The sequence below is a fragment of the Flavobacterium sp. RSP46 genome, from assembly GCF_003984825.1.
Lineage (GTDB): Bacteria > Bacteroidota > Bacteroidia > Flavobacteriales > Flavobacteriaceae > Flavobacterium.
Window position 1 is genome coordinate 194,744 of the sequence record NZ_RYDM01000005.1, and the last position, 19,049, is coordinate 213,792.

Annotated in this window: 20 protein-coding genes, 1 rRNA gene and 1 pseudogene; 10 read left to right on the forward strand and 12 right to left on the reverse strand. The window is 35.6% G+C overall.

Translation table 11 applies throughout. From position 1 onward, the window contains the following. Positions 1 to 44: 44 nt before the first annotated feature. The 7 genes from ychF to EKM01_RS10295 all read left to right on the forward strand — a co-directional run bounded on the left by ychF (position 45) and on the right by EKM01_RS10295 (position 7,689). The gene (gene ychF / locus EKM01_RS10265; protein ID WP_126463046.1) at positions 45 to 1,139 is read left to right on the forward strand and encodes a redox-regulated ATPase YchF; all 1,095 of its coding nucleotides are present in this window, start codon (positions 45 to 47) and stop codon (positions 1,137 to 1,139) included. 371 nt (positions 1,140 to 1,510) lie between these two features. Beyond that, positions 1,511 to 2,032 (forward strand): NADPH-dependent FMN reductase, encoded by a 522-nt coding sequence (locus EKM01_RS10270; protein WP_126768205.1) that lies wholly within the window; start codon positions 1,511 to 1,513, stop codon positions 2,030 to 2,032. A 156-nt stretch (positions 2,033 to 2,188) separates the two neighbouring features. Next, positions 2,189 to 4,051 (forward strand): DNA topoisomerase IV subunit B, encoded by a 1,863-nt coding sequence (locus tag EKM01_RS10275; RefSeq protein WP_126463051.1) that lies wholly within the window; start codon positions 2,189 to 2,191, stop codon positions 4,049 to 4,051. An 11-nt stretch (positions 4,052 to 4,062) separates the two neighbouring features. Further along, positions 4,063 to 4,248, forward strand: coding sequence for a hypothetical protein (locus tag EKM01_RS10280; RefSeq protein WP_126553547.1), 186 nt, complete (start codon positions 4,063 to 4,065; stop codon positions 4,246 to 4,248). 50 nt (positions 4,249 to 4,298) lie between these two features. Beyond that, on the forward strand, positions 4,299 to 4,748 hold the full coding sequence (locus tag EKM01_RS10285) for a DUF1016 N-terminal domain-containing protein (RefSeq protein WP_126768208.1): 450 nt from the start codon (positions 4,299 to 4,301) through the stop codon (positions 4,746 to 4,748). Positions 4,749 to 4,825: 77 nt separating this feature from the next. After that, positions 4,826 to 4,966: a PDDEXK nuclease domain-containing protein gene (locus EKM01_RS14835; RefSeq protein ID WP_231507362.1), complete on the forward strand. Its 141-nt coding sequence runs from the start codon at positions 4,826 to 4,828 to the stop codon at positions 4,964 to 4,966. 32 nt (positions 4,967 to 4,998) lie between these two features. Beyond that, positions 4,999 to 7,689, forward strand: coding sequence for a DNA gyrase/topoisomerase IV subunit A (locus EKM01_RS10295; protein ID WP_126768211.1), 2,691 nt, complete (start codon positions 4,999 to 5,001; stop codon positions 7,687 to 7,689). Between the two features lie 40 nt (positions 7,690 to 7,729). On the opposite strand, the gene EKM01_RS10300 is transcribed toward EKM01_RS10295, so the two are convergent. The 7 genes from EKM01_RS10300 to EKM01_RS10330 all read right to left on the reverse strand — a co-directional run bounded on the left by EKM01_RS10300 (position 7,730) and on the right by EKM01_RS10330 (position 12,409). Then, positions 7,730 to 8,500, reverse strand: coding sequence for a TerC family protein (locus EKM01_RS10300; protein ID WP_126463058.1), 771 nt, complete (start codon positions 8,498 to 8,500; stop codon positions 7,730 to 7,732). Between the two features lie 33 nt (positions 8,501 to 8,533). Then, a complete protein-coding gene (locus tag EKM01_RS10305) occupies positions 8,534 to 8,908 on the reverse strand; it encodes a DNA topoisomerase IV (RefSeq protein ID WP_126463060.1) in 375 nt (124 codons plus the stop codon). A 161-nt stretch (positions 8,909 to 9,069) separates the two neighbouring features. Further along, positions 9,070 to 9,642 (reverse strand): pentapeptide repeat-containing protein, encoded by a 573-nt coding sequence (locus tag EKM01_RS10310; protein ID WP_126553541.1) that lies wholly within the window; start codon positions 9,640 to 9,642, stop codon positions 9,070 to 9,072. Next, positions 9,642 to 9,863 carry a DUF6095 family protein gene (locus EKM01_RS10315; RefSeq protein ID WP_126463064.1) on the reverse strand — a complete coding sequence of 74 codons (222 nt, stop codon included), beginning with the start codon at positions 9,861 to 9,863 and terminating at the stop codon, positions 9,642 to 9,644. The genes EKM01_RS10310 and EKM01_RS10315 overlap by 1 nt, the downstream gene beginning before the upstream one ends. Before the next feature lie 56 nt (positions 9,864 to 9,919). Continuing rightward, positions 9,920 to 10,732: an N-acetylmuramic acid 6-phosphate etherase gene (gene murQ, locus EKM01_RS10320; protein WP_126553539.1), complete on the reverse strand. Its 813-nt coding sequence runs from the start codon at positions 10,730 to 10,732 to the stop codon at positions 9,920 to 9,922. A 155-nt stretch (positions 10,733 to 10,887) separates the two neighbouring features. After that, on the reverse strand, positions 10,888 to 11,556 hold the full coding sequence (locus EKM01_RS10325) for a ZIP family metal transporter (RefSeq protein WP_126562967.1): 669 nt from the start codon (positions 11,554 to 11,556) through the stop codon (positions 10,888 to 10,890). A gap of 88 nt (positions 11,557 to 11,644) precedes the next feature. Beyond that, on the reverse strand, positions 11,645 to 12,409 hold the full coding sequence (locus EKM01_RS10330) for a class I SAM-dependent methyltransferase (RefSeq protein ID WP_126463070.1): 765 nt from the start codon (positions 12,407 to 12,409) through the stop codon (positions 11,645 to 11,647). 95 nt (positions 12,410 to 12,504) lie between these two features. Here EKM01_RS10330 and EKM01_RS10335 point away from each other — a divergent pair, with 95 nt between their 5' ends. Together EKM01_RS10335 and EKM01_RS10340 are read left to right on the forward strand one after the other, a co-directional pair. Continuing rightward, positions 12,505 to 13,680 (forward strand): class I SAM-dependent RNA methyltransferase, encoded by a 1,176-nt coding sequence (locus EKM01_RS10335; protein ID WP_126463071.1) that lies wholly within the window; start codon positions 12,505 to 12,507, stop codon positions 13,678 to 13,680. Positions 13,681 to 13,736: 56 nt separating this feature from the next. Next, positions 13,737 to 13,973 (forward strand): hypothetical protein, encoded by a 237-nt coding sequence (locus tag EKM01_RS10340; RefSeq protein WP_126463073.1) that lies wholly within the window; start codon positions 13,737 to 13,739, stop codon positions 13,971 to 13,973. 97 nt (positions 13,974 to 14,070) lie between these two features. On the opposite strand, the gene EKM01_RS10345 is transcribed toward EKM01_RS10340, so the two are convergent. From EKM01_RS10345 to rlmD, 3 genes are all read right to left on the reverse strand, one after another. Beyond that, complete coding sequence (locus EKM01_RS10345) at positions 14,071 to 14,892, reverse strand: DUF6048 family protein (protein ID WP_126576376.1); 822 nt, start codon at positions 14,890 to 14,892, stop codon at positions 14,071 to 14,073. Further along, on the reverse strand, positions 14,864 to 15,385 hold the full coding sequence (locus tag EKM01_RS10350; protein WP_126463076.1) for a DUF6452 family protein: 522 nt from the start codon (positions 15,383 to 15,385) through the stop codon (positions 14,864 to 14,866). Before EKM01_RS10350 ends, EKM01_RS10345 begins: the two co-directional genes overlap by 29 nt. An 81-nt stretch (positions 15,386 to 15,466) precedes the next feature. Further along, positions 15,467 to 16,882, reverse strand: coding sequence for a 23S rRNA (uracil(1939)-C(5))-methyltransferase RlmD (gene rlmD, locus EKM01_RS10355; protein ID WP_126768214.1), 1,416 nt, complete (start codon positions 16,880 to 16,882; stop codon positions 15,467 to 15,469). A 480-nt stretch (positions 16,883 to 17,362) separates the two neighbouring features. Here rlmD and EKM01_RS10360 point away from each other — a divergent pair. After that, positions 17,363 to 18,344, forward strand: a pseudogene (locus EKM01_RS10360) (transposase). 156 nt (positions 18,345 to 18,500) lie between these two features. Here EKM01_RS10360 and EKM01_RS14840 read toward each other — a convergent pair. Together EKM01_RS14840 and rrf are read right to left on the reverse strand one after the other, a co-directional pair. Then, entirely contained in the window at positions 18,501 to 18,626 is a 126-nt protein-coding gene (locus EKM01_RS14840) for a hypothetical protein (RefSeq protein ID WP_317125163.1), read from the reverse strand. A gap of 167 nt (positions 18,627 to 18,793) precedes the next feature. Beyond that, positions 18,794 to 18,903, reverse strand: a 5S ribosomal RNA gene (gene rrf / locus EKM01_RS10370). Positions 18,904 to 19,049 lie beyond the last annotated feature (146 nt).

Consider the following 19,049-nt stretch of genomic DNA (forward strand, 5'->3'; position numbering starts at 1 on the left):
AAGTGACGATACTATACTCCATTAAAAATAAATATTATCTACATATGAAAGCAGGAATTGTAGGATTACCAAATGTTGGAAAATCAACATTATTCAATTGTTTATCCAATGCAAAAGCGCAAAGTGCCAACTTTCCTTTTTGCACCATCGAACCCAATATAGGTGTTGTAAATGTTCCGGATTCCAGAATGGAAAAACTGGAAGAATTAGTAAAACCAGAACGCGTGCAAATGGCAACTGTCGATATCGTTGATATTGCAGGATTAGTAAAAGGAGCTAGTAAAGGGGAAGGTTTAGGAAATCAATTCCTTGGAAACATTAGAGAATGTAATGCGATCATCCACGTTTTGCGCTGTTTTGATAACGATAACATTGTTCACGTTGACGGAAATGTAAATCCTATCCGCGACAAAGAAACCATAGACATCGAGTTGCAGTTGAAGGACTTAGAAAATGTTGAAAAACGCTTAGAAAAAGTAAATCGTGCCGCTAAAACGGGAAATAAAGAAGCACAAACCGAAAAAGCTCTTTTAGACCGAATCAGAGAAACATTGCTTCAGGCAAAATCAGCTAGAATAGTAATTCCTCAAAACAATGATGAAGAGGTTTTGATGGAAGCGTTTCAGTTAATTACAGCAAAACCAGTTTTATACGTATGTAATGTTGATGAAAACTCAGCAGTAAATGGAAACAAATATGTGGATCAGGTTCGGGAATTGGTCAAAGATGAAGATGCGGAAGTAATTATTCTTTCGGTTGGTGCTGAAGCTGATATTACCGAATTAGAAAGCTACGAAGAGCGTCAGGTTTTTCTGGAAGATATGGGTTTAAGCGAACCCGGAGCCTCAGTCTTGATACGTGCAGCTTATAAATTATTGAAACAACAAACTTACTTTACAGCAGGTGTCAAAGAAGTTCGTGCTTGGACTATAGATGTTGGGGCAACTGCGCCACAAGCTGCAGGAGTAATTCACACTGATTTCGAAAAAGGATTTATCCGCGCCGAAGTGATTGCATACGAAGATTTTGTTCATTACGGTTCCGAAGCTAAATGTAAAGAAGCCGGGAAATTCAAAGTAGAAGGAAAAGAATACATCGTAAAAGATGGTGATGTGATGCATTTTAGATTCAACGTGTAAATAAGTCATAATATCCAAAGTCATAAAGTCGAAAGTTAGTATTAGCTTTCGACTTTTTTGTACCCAATCCAGCTTTCAACTTCAAACGAAGTTCACTGAACTCCAATTAAAATAAAAGTTTAGTGAAGTAATATTTCCCCAACAATCTCTTTTTTCTAAGACAAAAAAAGGAGCTTCCGCTGGTTGCTCTTTTATGTCAAGAAAAAAATGAGATTGATCAGAAAAATGCTTTCCGTTTCACTCTGGGGTAAAATTAATTTTGCAAATATCAGATTTCATAGTTTCATCTTTGTTTTCAAAATGGGTCAGTCTGTGGCTAATTATTTTGGAGCTGAACCAATTTTTAGTACTTTTAGTCAAAATAAAGTATCATGAAAATAATCGCTTTTGGCGCAAGCCCCAGCAAAAACTCGATCAACAAAAAATTAGCGACTTACGCAGCGAATCTTTTTGAAAATGCAGTAGTTGAGGTGCTGGATTTAAATGATTTCCAAATGCCGATATTTACCGTCGATATAGAAAAAGAAATTGGTCAGCATGAATTAGCAAAATCATTTCTGGCTAAAATTGCCACTGCTGATATTCTAGTGGTATCCATGGCGGAAAATAACGGAAATTATTCTGCCGCTTTCAAAAATGTTTTTGACTGGTGTACCAGAATAAATGCGAAGGTTTTTCAGGAAAAACGCATGTTATTGATGGCTACTTCTCCCGGAGCCAGAGGCGGAGCAAGCGTTTTGGGAATTGCAAATAAGGCTTTCCCCTTTTATGGCGGAAACATAAAAGCAACTTTTTCATTACCTAGTTTTGAGGCTAATTTTGATGTGATAAATAATAAGATTTCTAATGCTGAATTAGACAATCAGTTGAAAGAGATTATCAAGATTTTTTAAATTCGAATATCAAAAATCAATTTCAATTTGAAATCTGCAATCTAAAATCGTTAATTCTAAATCGGTTGTCAATATCATTCTTAATAACTTTGATGACTTCCTGTTTTAAATTTTATCGAATTACACTACATTAGCACCAAATCCACAAAACCTACAATGTCCGATCAAAATCAATATACCGAAGACAACATTCGGTCACTCGACTGGAAAGAACATATTCGCATGCGTCCCGGAATGTACATCGGAAAATTAGGCGACGGCTCCTCTTCAGATGACGGAATTTATATTCTGCTGAAAGAAGTACTCGATAACTGTATCGATGAATTTGTTATGGGTGCTGGAAAAACAATCGAGGTCACTATCAAAGATAAAACCGTTACGGTCAGGGATTATGGACGTGGAATTCCTTTGGGAAAAGTGATTGATGTAGTTTCCAAAATGAATACCGGCGGAAAATATGATTCGCTTGCGTTTAAAAAATCAGTTGGTCTGAACGGAGTAGGGACAAAAGCAGTCAATGCGTTGTCTAATTATTTTAGAGTAGAGTCCGTTAGAGATGAAAAACAAAAAGCAGCAGAATTCTCAGCAGGAAACCTTGTTCTCGAAGAAGATATTATCGAAACCACCAAGCGAAAAGGAACCAAAGTTACTTTTATTCCAGATGAAGCAATTTTCAAAAATTATAAATACCGATATGAATATGTAATCAAAATGCTCAAAAATTATTGTTACTTAAACAATGGTTTGACAATTCTTTTCAACGGTGAAAAATATTTTTCAGAAAATGGTCTGAAAGATTTATTAGAAGAAACTATTCATGCTGAGGATTTAGAATATCCTATCATTCACTTGAAGGGTGAGGATATCGAAATTGCTTTGACGCACAGCAAAACCCAATACAGCGAAGAATACCATTCGTTTGTAAACGGACAAAACACGACTCAAGGCGGAACACATTTAGCAGCCTACCGGGAAGCAATTGTTAAAACCATCAGGGAGTTTTACAACAAGAGTTTTGAAGCTTCGGATGTTCGAAAATCAATCGTTACAGCGATCAGCATCAAAGTAATGGAGCCTGTTTTTGAGTCGCAAACCAAAACTAAATTGGGTTCAACTGACATGGGATCCGAACCGGGAATGCCTTCCGTGCGTACTTTTGTAAACGATTTTGTGAAAACCAAATTGGACAATTACTTGCATAAAAATCCACCAACCGCAGAAGCATTATTACGAAAAATTATTCAAGCCGAAAGAGAGCGCAAAGAATTGTCCGGAATACGAAAATTAGCGACAGATCGTGCCAAAAAAGCAAATCTGCACAATAAAAAATTAAGAGATTGTAGGGCGCATCTCCCAGATACTAAAAACCCTAAAAATCTGGAAAGCACGCTTTTTATTACCGAAGGAGATTCTGCATCCGGATCCATTACTAAATCGCGCAATGTAAATACGCAAGCCGTTTTTAGTTTGCGTGGTAAGCCTTTGAATTCCTATGGAATGAGCAAGAAAATTGTATATGAAAATGAAGAGTTCAATTTGCTGCAAGCGGCACTGGATATTGAAGATGGCTTAGAAAAATTGCGGTATAACAACATCGTAATTGCTACAGATGCGGATGTTGATGGAATGCATATTCGCTTGTTATTGATTACTTTTTTCCTGCAGTTTTTCCCTGAATTGATAAAAGAAGGGCATTTATACATTTTGCAAACGCCACTTTTCAGGGTTAGAAACAAGAAAGAAACCATTTATTGTTACTCTGATGAGGAACGAAGAAATGCTATTGAAAAATTAAAACCAAAACCAGAAATTACCCGATTCAAAGGACTAGGTGAAATTTCACCGGATGAGTTCAAAAATTTCATAGGCGAAAGCATTCGTTTAGAACCCATTATGATGGATAAAAACACTTCGATTGAGCAATTATTGTCGTTCTATATGGGCAAGAATACGCCGGACAGACAGGAATTTATCATCAAGAATTTGAAGGTGGAATTAGATGTGATTGAGAAAATTTAAATAATTATAAAATGCCTACAAAAAGAATACTTATTCTTATTGCCCTACTATTTGTGATCAGTTTTTCAGCTACTTTTTTTATTATAAAGAGCAATGATCACAAGGAATGTGAAACAGTTGTAAAAAAAGAGTTGGATAAAAATGGAAATAGTGTCACAAAAGAAGAGCATATTTGTAAAGAAAAATATTCGTTTTAGCATTTTAAGACAAAAAATATAATTAACTACTATTCAATAGAATATATTTAATGAAAGACGAAGAAAATACAATTCCAAATAATTCTCAAAATAAAATTTTATTTTCTCAAGTGGTCACGCTGTTGCAAAATACCCGTCAACAGGTTTTACGTACCGTAAATTCAACAATGGTTTACACCTATTTTGAAATGGGAAGAATGATTGTTGAAGAAGAGCAAAGCGGAAAAGAACGAGCTGAATGCGGAAAGCAACTACTAAAAGGACTTTCTGAACAGTTGACTATTCAGTTTGGAAAAGGGTTTTCGATTCGGAATTTAGAACAAATAAAACAATTTTACATAACTTATTCAAAATCCGATTCATTGACCCGGATTTTAGAAATTCGAAATTCGCAATCACTGACTGCGGAATTCAAATTTCAAAAAGCGCAGACAGTGTCTGTAGATTTAAATAAATTAAATTATCAAAAAAATTCAGGATTCTTAAATGTTTTATACTGATTGATTTAAAAATAGGAGAATTAAAACACCAAGATTTGTGACAAATGCAAATGTATGTCAATTAAGATGACCGAGAAATGCGTTTTGAAGATGAAAATAAAACCATAGGAATTGTACTGTGCCAAAACAAAAGTGATTTGGTTTTAGAATATACTTTACCTGAAAAGAATGAGCAAATTTTTGCTAGCAAATACAAAACAATTCTGCTAAGCAGATAAGATTTAATACAATTAATTTCGGAATCAAGATAATGAAAGACGAAGAAGACGATAACATATTACCAGAAGGTCAGGAAGAAGATAATTCGATTAATGAAAATCAATCTGAAGAAAAAACCTCGAAAGGCCAGCATTTTTACGACAATCAAGAAGACGGCAACGATACCATTACCAAAGTTACGGGAATGTATAAGGACTGGTTTCTGGATTATGCCTCGTATGTAATATTAGAGCGTGCCGTACCGGCTATTGAAGATGGTTTTAAACCGGTGCAACGCCGTATCATGCACTCTTTGAAGGAGCTGGATGATGGTCGTTACAATAAAGTGGCCAATGTTGTTGGGCACACCATGCAATATCATCCTCACGGAGATCAGAGTATCGGTGATGCGATGGTGCAAATAGGGCAAAAAGAATTACTGATTGATTGTCAAGGTAACTGGGGAAATATTCTGACAGGTGATGGTGCTGCGGCTTCGCGTTACATTGAAGCACGTTTGTCTAAATTTGCTTTAGAAGTGTTGTACTCTCCAAAAATTACCGATTGGGGTGTGTCCTATGACGGAAGACGGGCAGAACCCAATAACCTGCCAGTTAAATTCCCATTATTATTAGCTTCCGGAGCCGAGGGAATCGCAGTAGGTCTTTCTACGAAAGTATTGCCTCATAATTTTAATGAATTAATCGATTCATCGATAAAAATATTAAAGGGAAAACCGTTTACTTTATATCCTGATTTCTTGACACAGGGAATTGCAGATGTATCCAATTATAACGATGGATTGCGTGGTGGACGTATCCGTGTGCGAGCCAGAATTAGTCAGCTAGATAAAAATACTTTGGTAATTACCCAGATTCCGTTTTCGACCAATACGACGACTTTGATTGACAGTATTTTGAAAGCCAATGAAAAAGGGAAAATCAAAATCAAGAAAATTGAAGATAACACCGCTGCTGAGGTCGAAATATTAATTCATCTTTTTCCGGGTGTTTCTCCTGATAAAACCATTGATGCATTGTTTGCCTTTACGGCCTGTGAAACTTCGGTGGCACCATTAGGCTGTGTGATTGAAGACAACAAACCGCTGTTTATTGGAGTCTCTGCGATGTTGAAAATTTCGACCAACAGAACGGTCCAATTACTGAAAAGCGAACTCGAAATCCAGTTGAGTGAATTAGAGGAGCAATGGCATTTTCTTTCTTTGGAACGTATATTTATCGAAAATAAAATTTATCGTGATATTGAAGAACAGACCACTAAGGAAGGCGTCATTAAAGCGGTAGATGATGGACTGAAACCCTACATTAAACACCTGAAGCGCGCCGTTACCGAAGACGATATTCTGCGTTTATTGGACATCCGAATCATGCGTATTTCTAAATTTGACAGCAACAAGGCTCAAGATAAAATTCAAGCGCTGGAAGGAGATATTGAACAAGTGAAACACGATTTAGAACATCTGATTGATTTTGCTATAGCCTATTTCACACGATTAAAAGAGAAATACGGCAAAGGGAGAGAACGCCAAACTGAGCTTCGTGTTTTTGATGATATCGAAGCCACGAAGGTAGTCCTTAGAAATACTAAATTGTACGTAAACAGAGAAGAAGGTTTTGTAGGAACGAGTTTAAAAAAAGACGAATATGTTACAGACTGTTCTGATATTGACGATGTAATTGTTTTTCTGCGTGACGGAAAAATGATAATTACCAAGGTAGATGCCAAAACCTTTGTGGGAAAAGATATCATTCATATTGCCATTTTTGACAAAAGTGATAAACGGACCATTTACAATACGATTTACCGTGACGGAAAATCAGGACCTTCTTATATAAAACGGTTCAATGTTTCAGGTGTGACTAGAGACAAAGCGTATGATCTGACGAATGAAAGTACAGGATCACAAGTGGTGTATTTCTCCTGTAATCCAAACGGAGAGGCAGAAGTAATTACCATTATGTTGCGTCAGGTGGGAACTGTCAAAAAACTAAAATTCGACATTGATTTTGCGAGTTTAGCTATAAAAGGAAGAGGTTCGAAAGGAAATTTAGTCACTAAATATCCAATCAAGAAAATTGAATTAAAAGAAAAAGGAATTTCAACATTATTGCCTCGAAAAGTATGGTTTGATGAAACCGTACAAAGACTTAATGTGGATGGAAGAGGAGAACTGTTAGGCGAATTTAGACCTAATGATAAAATTTTGATCCTTTCGCAATCCGGAAAAGTAAAGGTAATTACACCAGAATTATCTACACATTTCGATGAAGATATGATCGTTTTAGAAAAATGGATTCCAAAAAAACCAATTTCAGCCATTTATTATGATGGTGAAAAAGAACGTTACTACATCAAACGCTTTTTGGTGGAAACCGAAAACAAAGAGGAAAGTTTTATTACAGAACATGCTAATTCACATCTTGAAATTGCATCAACAGAGTATCGTCCAGTAGCTGAATTAGTTTTCACAAAAGTGAAAGGCGTTCAAAAAGAAAATATAACTGTAGATATAGAGTCGTTTATTGCACTCAAAGGATTTAAAGCACTAGGGAATCAATTAACCGCTGATAAGTTAAAACAAGTAAACCTGCTGGACTCTTTGCCTTATGAAGCACCGGAGGAAATTATTGCGGAAGAATTGGAAGTAAAAGGGGAAACTAATGCTGACGATTCAGGCATACAGCGCGATGATGACGGTCAGATAATATTAAGTTTAGAATAAAAAAAATGCTCCGATTTGGAGCATTTTTTTTTATAAATAATTATTTTTTCTTTCTCATTTTCATGTTTAGGAACTCGACAGCCAATGAAAAGGCAATTGCAAAATACAAATAAGCTTTAGGAACCACTCCTACAGATTGGCCTACCAATACTGCTTCGGATAAGTGCATACTCTCCGTGATCAGCATAAAACCAATCAGAATTAAAAATGCCAAACCTAAAATCTGTATAGATGGATTGTTGTTTACAAACGTTCCAACCGGCACCGCAAACAGCATCATAACCCCAACAGAAATTAAAACAGCCGTAATCATAATATACAATGCACCTTCCAGTCCGTTAGTCATGCCTACAGCAGTCAAAATACTGTCTACGGAGAAAATAAGGTCAATCAACAAAATCTGGACAATAACGTTAGCAAATGATTTTGCCGCCGAAGTTTTTAAATTTTTTTCTTCTTCTCCTTTATGGTCTACTTTTTCGTGAATTTCCTTGGTACTTTTGTAAATCAGAAATATACCACCGGCCAATAATATCATCGCTTGCCCGTTAAAATGAGCAGAGAACCAACCCCAATCCACACTAAACCACGGTTCTTTCATTGCAATAAGAAGTGTAATCCCAAATAACAACGCAATTCGCATGAACATGGCTAGAAACAAACCAATTTGCGTCGCTTTTTTTCGTTTTTCAACGGGTAATTTTCCTGTAACAATCGAGATAAAGATGATATTATCAATACCCAGTATGATTTCTAGAAACGTCAATGTTAACAGTGCTACCCAAGCATCAGGATTTAAAAATACTTCCATTTTATGTAGTTATAATTGTTTGATTTAAAATATTTAATCCGAAATCTTTGTTACTGTTCCTCTTTGTTTGGCATCAGAACCAACCATTCCAAACTCAAAGGTATACGATTTTTTTGATGTAGTCAAAATTTTCATACCAATAGCTTTTTCTTCAGCCATGTTTTTAGGATGCAGTTTTTGCAGTACATATTCGCAATCACTGATCCAACGAATGGAAGCTGTATCCGTTTTTCCTTCAAAAGTCTCAATTTCAATACTGTCGTTGCGCTCAAAAAAAGCCGTTTTCGTAACACCGTCTACGTCATATTCAAATTTGAATTTTCCGGTTTTAAAATCTTTGCAGTTGCGCTCTGTAGTATAACAAGACAACAGCAATAGCAGTGGGAGAAGAAATATTATTTTTTTCATTTTTATTTTTTTTAGTACCTAATCCAGCTGTGCGTTGCAACTCCCAAGGCTTAATTTTTTTTTCTATTGACAAAAAAGGAACTTCTTTTAGTCGTTCTTTTTAGTCAAGAAAAAATAGCTTTAAGCCTTGCTTGGTTTTCACTTCCATCTGGGGTAGTAGATTATTGTATTTTAATATCATATTTGTCCAGAAGACCAATAATTCCTTGTGTCGAAAATTTTGCTTTTTTCATCGGATTGAATTCGGGATCAATTTTAAAATCAGTTGCTTTTGAAAAATCGGCTCCAGCTAATTGCGTATTATTAAAAACAGCACCATCCAGATTGCTATTGTCAAAAACGGAACTCGTAAGATTGGTCCCAACAAAACCTACTTCTCTTAACGAACAGGAAATGAATTTTGTCTTTGGCATTTTTTTATTGGCAAACGAAGAATAATCCAAAACACATTCCTGAAAACTGACATTAAACAAGAAATCATCACATTCTTCAAATTGAATTCCAAGTAATTTACAGTTTTTGAATTGTATCCCTTTTAAGCTTGCTCCGGATAATTTAGTCATAGCCAGATTACAATCAATAAACTCGCAATCCATGAAACTGCTATAAGAAAAATCACTATTGGATAAATCGCAGTTTCTAAAAACGCAATCCTCAAATTCTCTGTTATTCACTTTTTTATCGACGTAAATAACTTTTTCGAATGTTTTTTGAACGTGAATTAGGTTTTCCATTAGTCATTAAATAAACTTTTCATAATTGTTTTTAGTCCCAAATACATCAAATACATTGCACTGATGCAGGTAATGATACCTATTGCTAAAACTAAATAGTGCCAAACATTGTGTTGATTCATAAAAGCATTAGTAATGACAATTGGACCAATAAACAGCAAAGGCAAAGCACCTGCCAAATATTTAATTCCTTTAGATAAAAGTTCTTTGTTGGTTGCCATTTTTCTTGTTTATAGGTTTACTCTTCAAAGGTAATCGATATGTTGAAAAACAAGTGTTACTTTTTGTAATTATCAACTGCTTTTCGCACACTTCCGTGTTTTTTTAATAATTCGGCAGCTTCTTTATAGGAAACAGAAATTTCTCCCAGTATCATTTTTATGCCACGATCTATGAGTTTGCTGTTGCTCAGTTGCATGTCGACCATTTTGTTGCCTTTTACTTTTCCCAGCTGAATCATAGTGGCTGTTGAGATCATGTTGAGTACCAGTTTCTGTGCCGTACCTGCTTTCATACGGGAACTTCCAGTTACAAATTCGGGCCCAACAACTACTTCTATAGGGAATTTTGCGGTTTGCGAAAGCGGACTTCCTGCATTGCAAGAAATACTTCCTGTAGTAATATTATTTTCGTTGCAAGTTTGCAATCCTCCAATAACATAAGGTGTTGTTCCGGAAGCTGCTATTCCTATAACTACATCATCTTCATTTAGCTCGAAAGCTTTTAAGTCTATCCAAGCCTGAGTTGTGTTGTCTTCGGCATTTTCTACGGCTTTGCGGATTGCGGTATCTCCACCAGCAATAATCCCGATTACTAAATTGAAAGGAACTCCAAAAGTTGGTGGACATTCCGATGCATCAAGAATCCCGATACGACCGGATGTTCCTGCGCCAATGTAGAATAATCGTCCGCCGAGTTTCATTTTGGTAACAATTTCAGTCACTAAAGTTTCTATTTGTGGCAAGGCTTTTTCTACGGCAAGCGGAACGGTTTTGTCTTCCTGATTGATATTAGAAAGCAATTCCTGAACCGACATTTTTTCTAAATGATCGTATTTTGAGGATTGCTCGGTGGTTTTTTTGAATTCCATATTTATTTTTTTTGAAGGGACAACTCGCGAGGTGCCCGTACATTTATTTCTTGCGTGAGGGATAGAAGTGGAAATCCTTTTTTATGTAGCGACAGCGGAATAAAAAAGATTGCAACATATAGCCCGACCCTTGCGGTCACGCCCAAATTGTAAAATTATATAAAATACGCCAGCGCAATTCCTATCACGATCATGGAAACTTTGGCGATGTTAAACTTGTGTCCTTCACTACTTTCAAAAATAATGGTGGAAGAGATATGGAATAATATCCCAATTACAATGGCTGTGATTTCAGTATAATACTCATTTAATATAGGCAAATAATCCGACAGAACAGTTCCCAACGGCGTCATGACTGCAAAAGTGATCATGAAGAAAAAGATAGCCTTTTTATTCAGGTTTGAATTGATGAAAAAAGTAGTCAAAATAATGGCTATAGGCAAATGATGAATGGCAATTCCTACCGCTAAATCATGATGATGGCTTACCGGGAATCCTTCCAGAAAGGCATGAATGCAAAGACTGATAAACAATAACCACGGGATTTGGGTCATGGTTTCATATCCGTGTACGTGTCCGTGCTCAGCACCTTTTGAGAAAAATTCCAATATAATTTGGAACAATATTCCAAGCATAATAAAGAGTCCGATAGTTGGATTTACACTTTCATAAACTTCTGGCAACAAATGCATTACGGTCAAGGAAAGCAGAAACGAACCACTAAAGGCCAATAGTAATTTTAGATTGGTTTTATTTTTTGGTTTTAAAACCAAGGCGATACTATATCCTATAAGTACGGAAAGTAAAGGTAAAAGGTAATTCATATTCTTTGTTGAATCGTTTATTTGTTGATTTTCTTCCGGTTTATTTTTTTGATTAACCTTATAAACGATTAACCAATTAACCCAACAACTATTTGAAAATCATGATTAGTCGTTCACTATCTGTTTTATGGAATTTTTTTAATTTGTAATCGCCAAAAATATCTAACAAATAAATACCGGCTTCTTCCATTAACATCTCAAAATCTTTTAGGTTTAATGCTTTAACTTTTTCGGTAAAGTGAAACTTTTGTCCTTTGTCTTCAAATTTAATTTCTTTATACAGATATCCTTCTTTCAGATAACGGTTCATGTGAAAATCGATTCCTTCGACCGTTTTAGTTTCTTCGGGAACCAGTGTTTCGATAACTTGGGTGACGTTCATAAAGTCAATCACAGCAAATCCATATTCCGATAGGCTTTCTTTGATTGCGATTAGCGTAGTCAGGTTATCTTGGTCATTTTCGAAATAACCAAAACTAGTAAATAAATTAAAAATGGCATCGTATTTTTCATCAAAAGGTTCCCGCATATCATGTACTTTGAAATGAAGGGTTTCATTTGCATTTTTAGTAGCTTCAGCAATGCTGTTTTCTGATAAATCCGCACCCAAAACCGTAAAACCTAATTGATTCAAATAAATAGAGTGTCTGCCTTTGCCACAGGCTAAATCCAATACATTAGCTTTTTCAGGCAAGTTGAGATAATGCGTCAAATTATCCATGAAAATCTGTGCTTCTCTATAGTTTCGGTCTTTGTACAGAATGTGATAATACGGAGTGTCAAACCAGGAAGTATACCAGTTTTCAGTTGATTTAAGTTGGTTTTCAGTTGGCGGATTTTGTGCTGCAGACATTTATTCTTTTTCAATTAATTCGATTGATGCAAATTTAGTGTATTTTTGCCGAATATAACGATAACAATTTCCCCTTTGAGGGGTAAAGGGCGCAAATGGAAAATAATTATAAAATGATTGCCAAAACCTTTTTTGGTTTTGAAGAAATATTAGCAAAAGAATTGCAAATCCTTGGTGCACAAAACGTAGAGCAAGGTGTGAGAATGGTAAGTTTTAAAGGCGATAAAGGGTTCATGTACAAAGCGAATTTATCTTTGCGCACGGCTTTGAAAATCCTAAAGCCAATTTATTTTTTCAAGGCTAATAATGAACAGGCTTTATACAAAGGAATTTCGGGAGTCAATTGGTCTAAATTGATTGGTGCTAATCAGACTTTTGTGATTGATACCACCGTGCATTCAGAATATTTTAATCACACGGAATTTGTTTCTCAAAAATGTAAAGATGCAATTGTAGATCAGTTCAGAGAGAGAACTGGGCAACGACCTAGCATTGATAAAGTACATCCTGATTTGAGAATCAATATTCATATTGATAAAGACCAGGTTTCAGTAGCACTGGATACATCAGGTAATCCGTTGAACCAACGTGGATATAGAACTGCTACCAATATTGCTCCTATCAACGAGGTTTTGGCTGCAGGAATTTTACTGCTTTCTGGTTGGGACGGTCAAACGGATTTTTTAGATCCAATGTGTGGTTCCGGAACATTTCTGGCTGAAGCAGCAATGATTGCCTGTAATATTCCGGCAAATATCAACCGTAAGGAATTTGCTTTCGAAAAATGGAACGATTGGGACAATGATTTGTTTGATAGTATTTCAGACAGTTTACTAAAACGCGTTAGGGAGTTTCATTACACCATAAAAGGCTATGATAAAGCACCAAGTGCCGTTCAAAAAGCCAAAGACAATATCAAGAATACCAATCTGGAGGAGTATATTTCTATCGAGGAACAAAACTTTTTTGATACCGAGAAGTCTTCCGAAGGGAAACTTCATATTGTTTTCAACCCGCCGTATGATGAGCGATTGGATATTCACATGGAAGAATTCTATAAAAACATTGGCGATACTTTAAAGAAAAACTATCCTGGCACGAATGCCTGGATGATTACAGCAAACTTGGAAGCTTTGAAATATGTAGGGCTAAAACCTTCCAGAAAAATTAAACTTTTCAATGCCGGCTTAGAAGCCCGTTTGGTAAAATACGAAATGTATGAAGGCAGTAAAAGAACAAAGTTTCAGGTAACAACTGATAATGCTGAATAAACTAGTATTCTGTTTTTACTTTCGACCTTTGAATTTAAAATTTTAAAACTTAAAAAATGACTAAATTACAAATACGAGCATTCTTATATCAATTGGGATGTTTTGCGATTTTATTTATTTCTGCGAGATATGTAGTGGAACATTACACGAATTTAACCGGATTATGGATTCCGTTAACTGCATTTGTCATAGGAACACTTTTATCTCCAAAATTCCATGCGATAAAAACCAAAGACGGAGAGAAATTATTCATGAAGTGGATTTTGATGAAAGGAATTAAGGAAATAGGATAGTTTAGAAATCCTAAGACATTCAATTTTTAAAATAGTGACCGCTAAATCTCTAATTCTTATAAAACTAATAATTAGCAAATTGGCGGTTATATTTTATCTACTTTTTTGGGACTGCAAAAGGTGCTACTTTTTTCTTATAAATAGGGACAAAATACGTCACCGTATAATTGAAGCCTACTCCAAAACTGCCATCATAAGTTCTGTTGAATCCGGGAATATATAAGTTAGAGAAATTTTCCGGTTCTTTATTGGTTACTAATCGGTTCAATCGAAGGCTGAATCCCATAAATACGTTGTCAAATACTTTAGCTTTTATTCCAGCCACCACTTCAATCCAGCTGGCGGATAGTCCACTGAACTTTTTGCCGGATACAATTTCCGGGACTTCACCAAAATAAGGGTTTGCATTGTAGATGCGATAGCTGTTTAATTCCTGATTAAATGTGCTAAAACCGTAGCGCATTCCTATAGAAATCACATTTTCCATATCCAGCCAGTTTTCATAAGCATTATAATCAAAACCGGCTTTTATGTAGGAACCTTTGGTGGTAAAATTGACGCGATCATCAGCTGTAGTTTTATTTTCATTACCAATTTCGGCCGCTAAAAAATATTTTTTAGTCAACCTATAGTCGGCTACAAATTCAATTCCCTTATAATTTTGGTCGTATAAAGCTCGCGTCAGTTTGAATAAATCAACTCCTACACGTATCCCATAGCGATCTGTTTTTATGGGAATCGAATCGTTATTTTTTGGTTCCGTATTGATTCCAACCCGCTGCAATGGAGTTTCGGGAATGATTTCATCTGTTTGGGTAGTTTTCGTGCTATCTTTCACAGGTGTTTTCTCTTGCGCTTGCATCAAAGTCAACGACAACAGGAGACCAAAACTAAAAAAAGATCTTAATGTGTATTTCATTTTCATTTTCGATGTTACTTCTTTCAACCGATATAAATTGTATCCATTTTTGATTTGCCGTTGTTGCATCAGTATGTGTATATGGATTTGTTGGATCCAATGTGAATATTGTTTTGTAGCCACAGGCTCTGGAGACAAAAAGTTCCTGTGTAGTATACTTAAATTGTATATTATCTTCATCAACCAATGCTGAATTAGGATTTCCAGAGTTCAGCGTAAAACTATAACTGGTGCTAGTTTTGGCTGTTTTCAATGGAATCGAAATCTTATTTGCACTTGTAGTTTGGAGACCATTAAAAACAATTCCATCCGTCATTCCTTCACCAACTACTTTTAGATTTGTTACATTTTTTAGAACAGAAGGATTTGAAAAATCATAAAACTCTATCACTAATCTTGGAGTAGTTTGGGTATTTGCATCACAAATATCATCTTTCTCACAACTGGAGAAAGCGAAAACGAAAAACAATAACAATAAAAATGTTTTTTTCATATAATACTATTCAGTGTTCAGTGTGCCGTTTTTAGTGTTCCGTAATTTAAGTTCTGAATACTAAAAACTGCAAACTGACCACTATTTTCTTCTTTCTAAAAGTACAACATTCTCTACATGATGTGTTTGTGGAAACATATCCACAGGACGTACCCGGGTCACTTTGTATTTCTCATCCATCAACGCCAAATCACGCGCTTGTGTTGCCGAATTACAACTGACATAAACTACTTTATCAGGCGCAATCTTCATGATTTGTTCAATTACGTCTTTATGCATTCCGTCTCTTGGCGGATCAGTAATAATCACATCAGGGTGTCCATTTTGTGCTATAAAACTATCGTTGAAAACCACTTTCATATCACCTACAAAGAACTCACAATTAGTAATTTCATTGCGTTCCGCATTTAATTTGGCATCTTTAATGGCTTCTGGAACACTTTCAACTCCAATAACTTTTTTGGCATTCTTAGATACAAACTGTGCAATTGTTCCAGTTCCGGTGTATAAATCATACACGATTTCGTTTCCGGTAAGTCCGGCAAAATCGCGCGTTATTTTATACAATTCATAGGCTTGGTCAGAGTTGGTTTGATAAAAAGATTTGGCGTTAATACTGAATTTCAATCCTTCCATTTCTTCCAAGATGTAATCTCTTCCTTTATATAATTTAATATCGGTGTCGTATAAAGTATCGTTGGCTTTATTATTGATAACGTATTGCAACGAAGTGATTTGTGGGAATTTCTTGTGAAGATGATCCAGAAGTAATTCTCTGTTGGTTTTATCGTTTTCGAAAAACTGGATCAAAATCATGATTTCACCAGTAGAAGCGGTTCGCAACATCAGCGTTCTAAGCAAACCTTCATGTGCTCTTGGATTAAAAAAAGTCAGTCCATGCGCATTGGCAAAGTCTCTTACTTCGTTTCTAATGGCATTCGATGGATCTTCTTGCAAATGACATTTGTTGATGTCCAGAATTTTATCCCACATTTTCGGAATATGAAAACCAAGTGCGTTTCTATTTCCTAGATCTTCGGTGCTGCCAATTTCCGCTTCGGTCAACCAACGGCTGTTAGAAAATGAAAATTCCATTTTGTTTCTGTAAAAAAATTGCTTTTCCGAACCAAGAATTGACTCAAATTCAGGAAGTTCTATTTTTCCAATGCGTTGCAAATGATTTTTCACTTCGTTTTGTTTGTAATGCAATTGTTGGCTGTATTTCATATTCTGCCATTTACAACCGCCACAAACACCAAAATGCTCGCAAATAGGTGCAACACGATGCTCCGAATATTCATGAAAATGAACTGCTTTTCCCTCGTAATACGCCTTGCGCTTCTTAAAAGTTTGCACATCAACCACGTCACCCGGAACCACATTCGGGATAAAAACTACTTTACCATCGGGAGCCTTTGCTACCGATACGCCTTTTGCACCAGCATCAAGGACTTTTATTTGATGAAAGACAACTTTGTCTGTATTTTTCTTTGCCATAGCGCAAAAATAAGCGTTTGATTGGTTTTATAAATTCAATTTAGCAACTATTTTTAATAAGAAGTGTTTTTTATTGGCGTAACATTCTGTTTTAGACAATAACTTCAATTTTTTGGCACTTATTACTGTTGATTAAAATAAATTTTCCTTTTCTTTTTCATAATTTAAAATTAAGGCTTTTATTCTTAACTTTTATGCGGGTAAAGTTAGCAAGTACAATATTCAATATTACCCTCAAATTAATACTGTGTATTATAAGCGTCTATTTCCTTACTAACTCCAAAAGTGCCACTAGTTACACTACTACTCATATCAATATCATAATCACCTCAAGCTATTTGCCCACCGTATCTATTTTCGTGAATTTGTTTAGCAGCGTCATCAGTAAAAAGTTTGCGTATTTTTTAAAAGAGATCAATAGATTCGAAGCCTAATGATTGTAAAGCCATTACTTCTTTCTATGGAGTTAGTATCAAAAATCTGCAACATCAATACAAAGATTTCCTAAGTGATTTCAAAACGTGGGATGAACTATCACACGCCAAACAATGGCTTATTTTTCCAAAAAACTTAAGCAAACGTTTATCGATTGATGAAACTTCTCTCTCCAACGCAGAATTCTATACTATCTTAACCAATAAAGCAGCAAAAGGAAAGAACGGAACTATAGTTGCAATGATTGCCGGAACTAAAGCCAATACTGTTATTGCAATTATCAAAAAAATCTCTCTAAAACAACGCAATCAAGTCTCGGAAATTACATTGTACATGGCAGCAAATATGGCATTAATTGCCAAGATGTGCTTTCCAAATGCCACAAGGGTAACCGACCGGTTTACTCATATATTTTCATTGAAATTTTGGAATTCGAGATACCGCTTCGCTAAATTCATGTTCAAAAGTTAGCTTAAGAAGCTTTACAAGAAATCAGAATCTAGTATCGTTGGCAAGCAATTGACCTCCAGAATAAAGCTATAGAAAAAGCAAAATCATCAAAGAAAAAATACAACCCTATACTATTAGCAAATGATGATACTGCCAAACAATTATTGGCAAGAAGTCGCTATTTCTTATATAAAAACAAATCAAAATGGTCCGAAAATCAAGCAGAACGTGCCAAGTTGTTGTTTGAATTGTATCCCTATATTGAAAAAGCCTATGACTTAGCTCAAGATTTAAGAACCATCTTTGAGAGAACAACCGATAAAATTAATGGTCTTTCAAGGCTCGCTAGATGGCATGAAAAAGTAAATCAATCAGGGTTTAAACCTTTAAATCTTTCAATACAATCTCAAGATCAATAATGAATCACTACCAAACAATATTAAACTATTTTGATAATAGAAGCACAAATTCATCGGCTAAGTCATTCAATGCTAAAATAAAAGCGTTTAGATCTCAATTCAGAGCGGTTAGAAATATAGAATTTTTCCTTTTTAGACTAACAAATATTTATGCTTAATTTTTATCGCTCCACAGGTTTTGGGATTGATCCCCTAGTTCGTCTTGGTATTCTCTTCTATTAAACTTATACTTGTATTAATCTCCTTTAAGACAGATGCATATTTAAATTTAGATAGGTTATAAACTCAAAAAAATGAATTTCAATCGTGTCTTTTTACACCATCAAATACCCGTCAAAGTCAGCACTACCCAATTCTTGAAAACCCAAGTGGTTCACATAGAAATCCCGTGTAATCGCTTTGTTGCGCATGGGTAGCTTTGAGTTTATGACGGTTAGCATGATTTTGGGTTTGATCGTAAGGATCACTCGTTAAAGAGTTTTTAGAACCCCATTCTTTTCAGACTGTGGTTCAAATAAAGAAAGGCGACGAACCGAGCCCGCAGGGCGAACACGTGGTATCTATAAACAAAAGAACCCCAGTCTTTTCAGACTGGGGTTCAAATAAAGAAAGGCGACGACATACTCTCCCACATAACTGCAGTACCATCTGCGCAGGCGGGCTTAACTACTCTGTTCGGGATGGGAAGAGGTGAGCCCCGCCGCAATAACCACCTTAAGAGGTTATAATTGCTTTGTGCAATTACTGTAATGTTGTTTATATATTATAAACATCAGTTACATAATTTCTTAACATACTGAGATAAAGAAAATAAAAAGTATTAGAAAGTTTCTTCCTGCCGATTGCTCGGCAGGAAAAGCGTA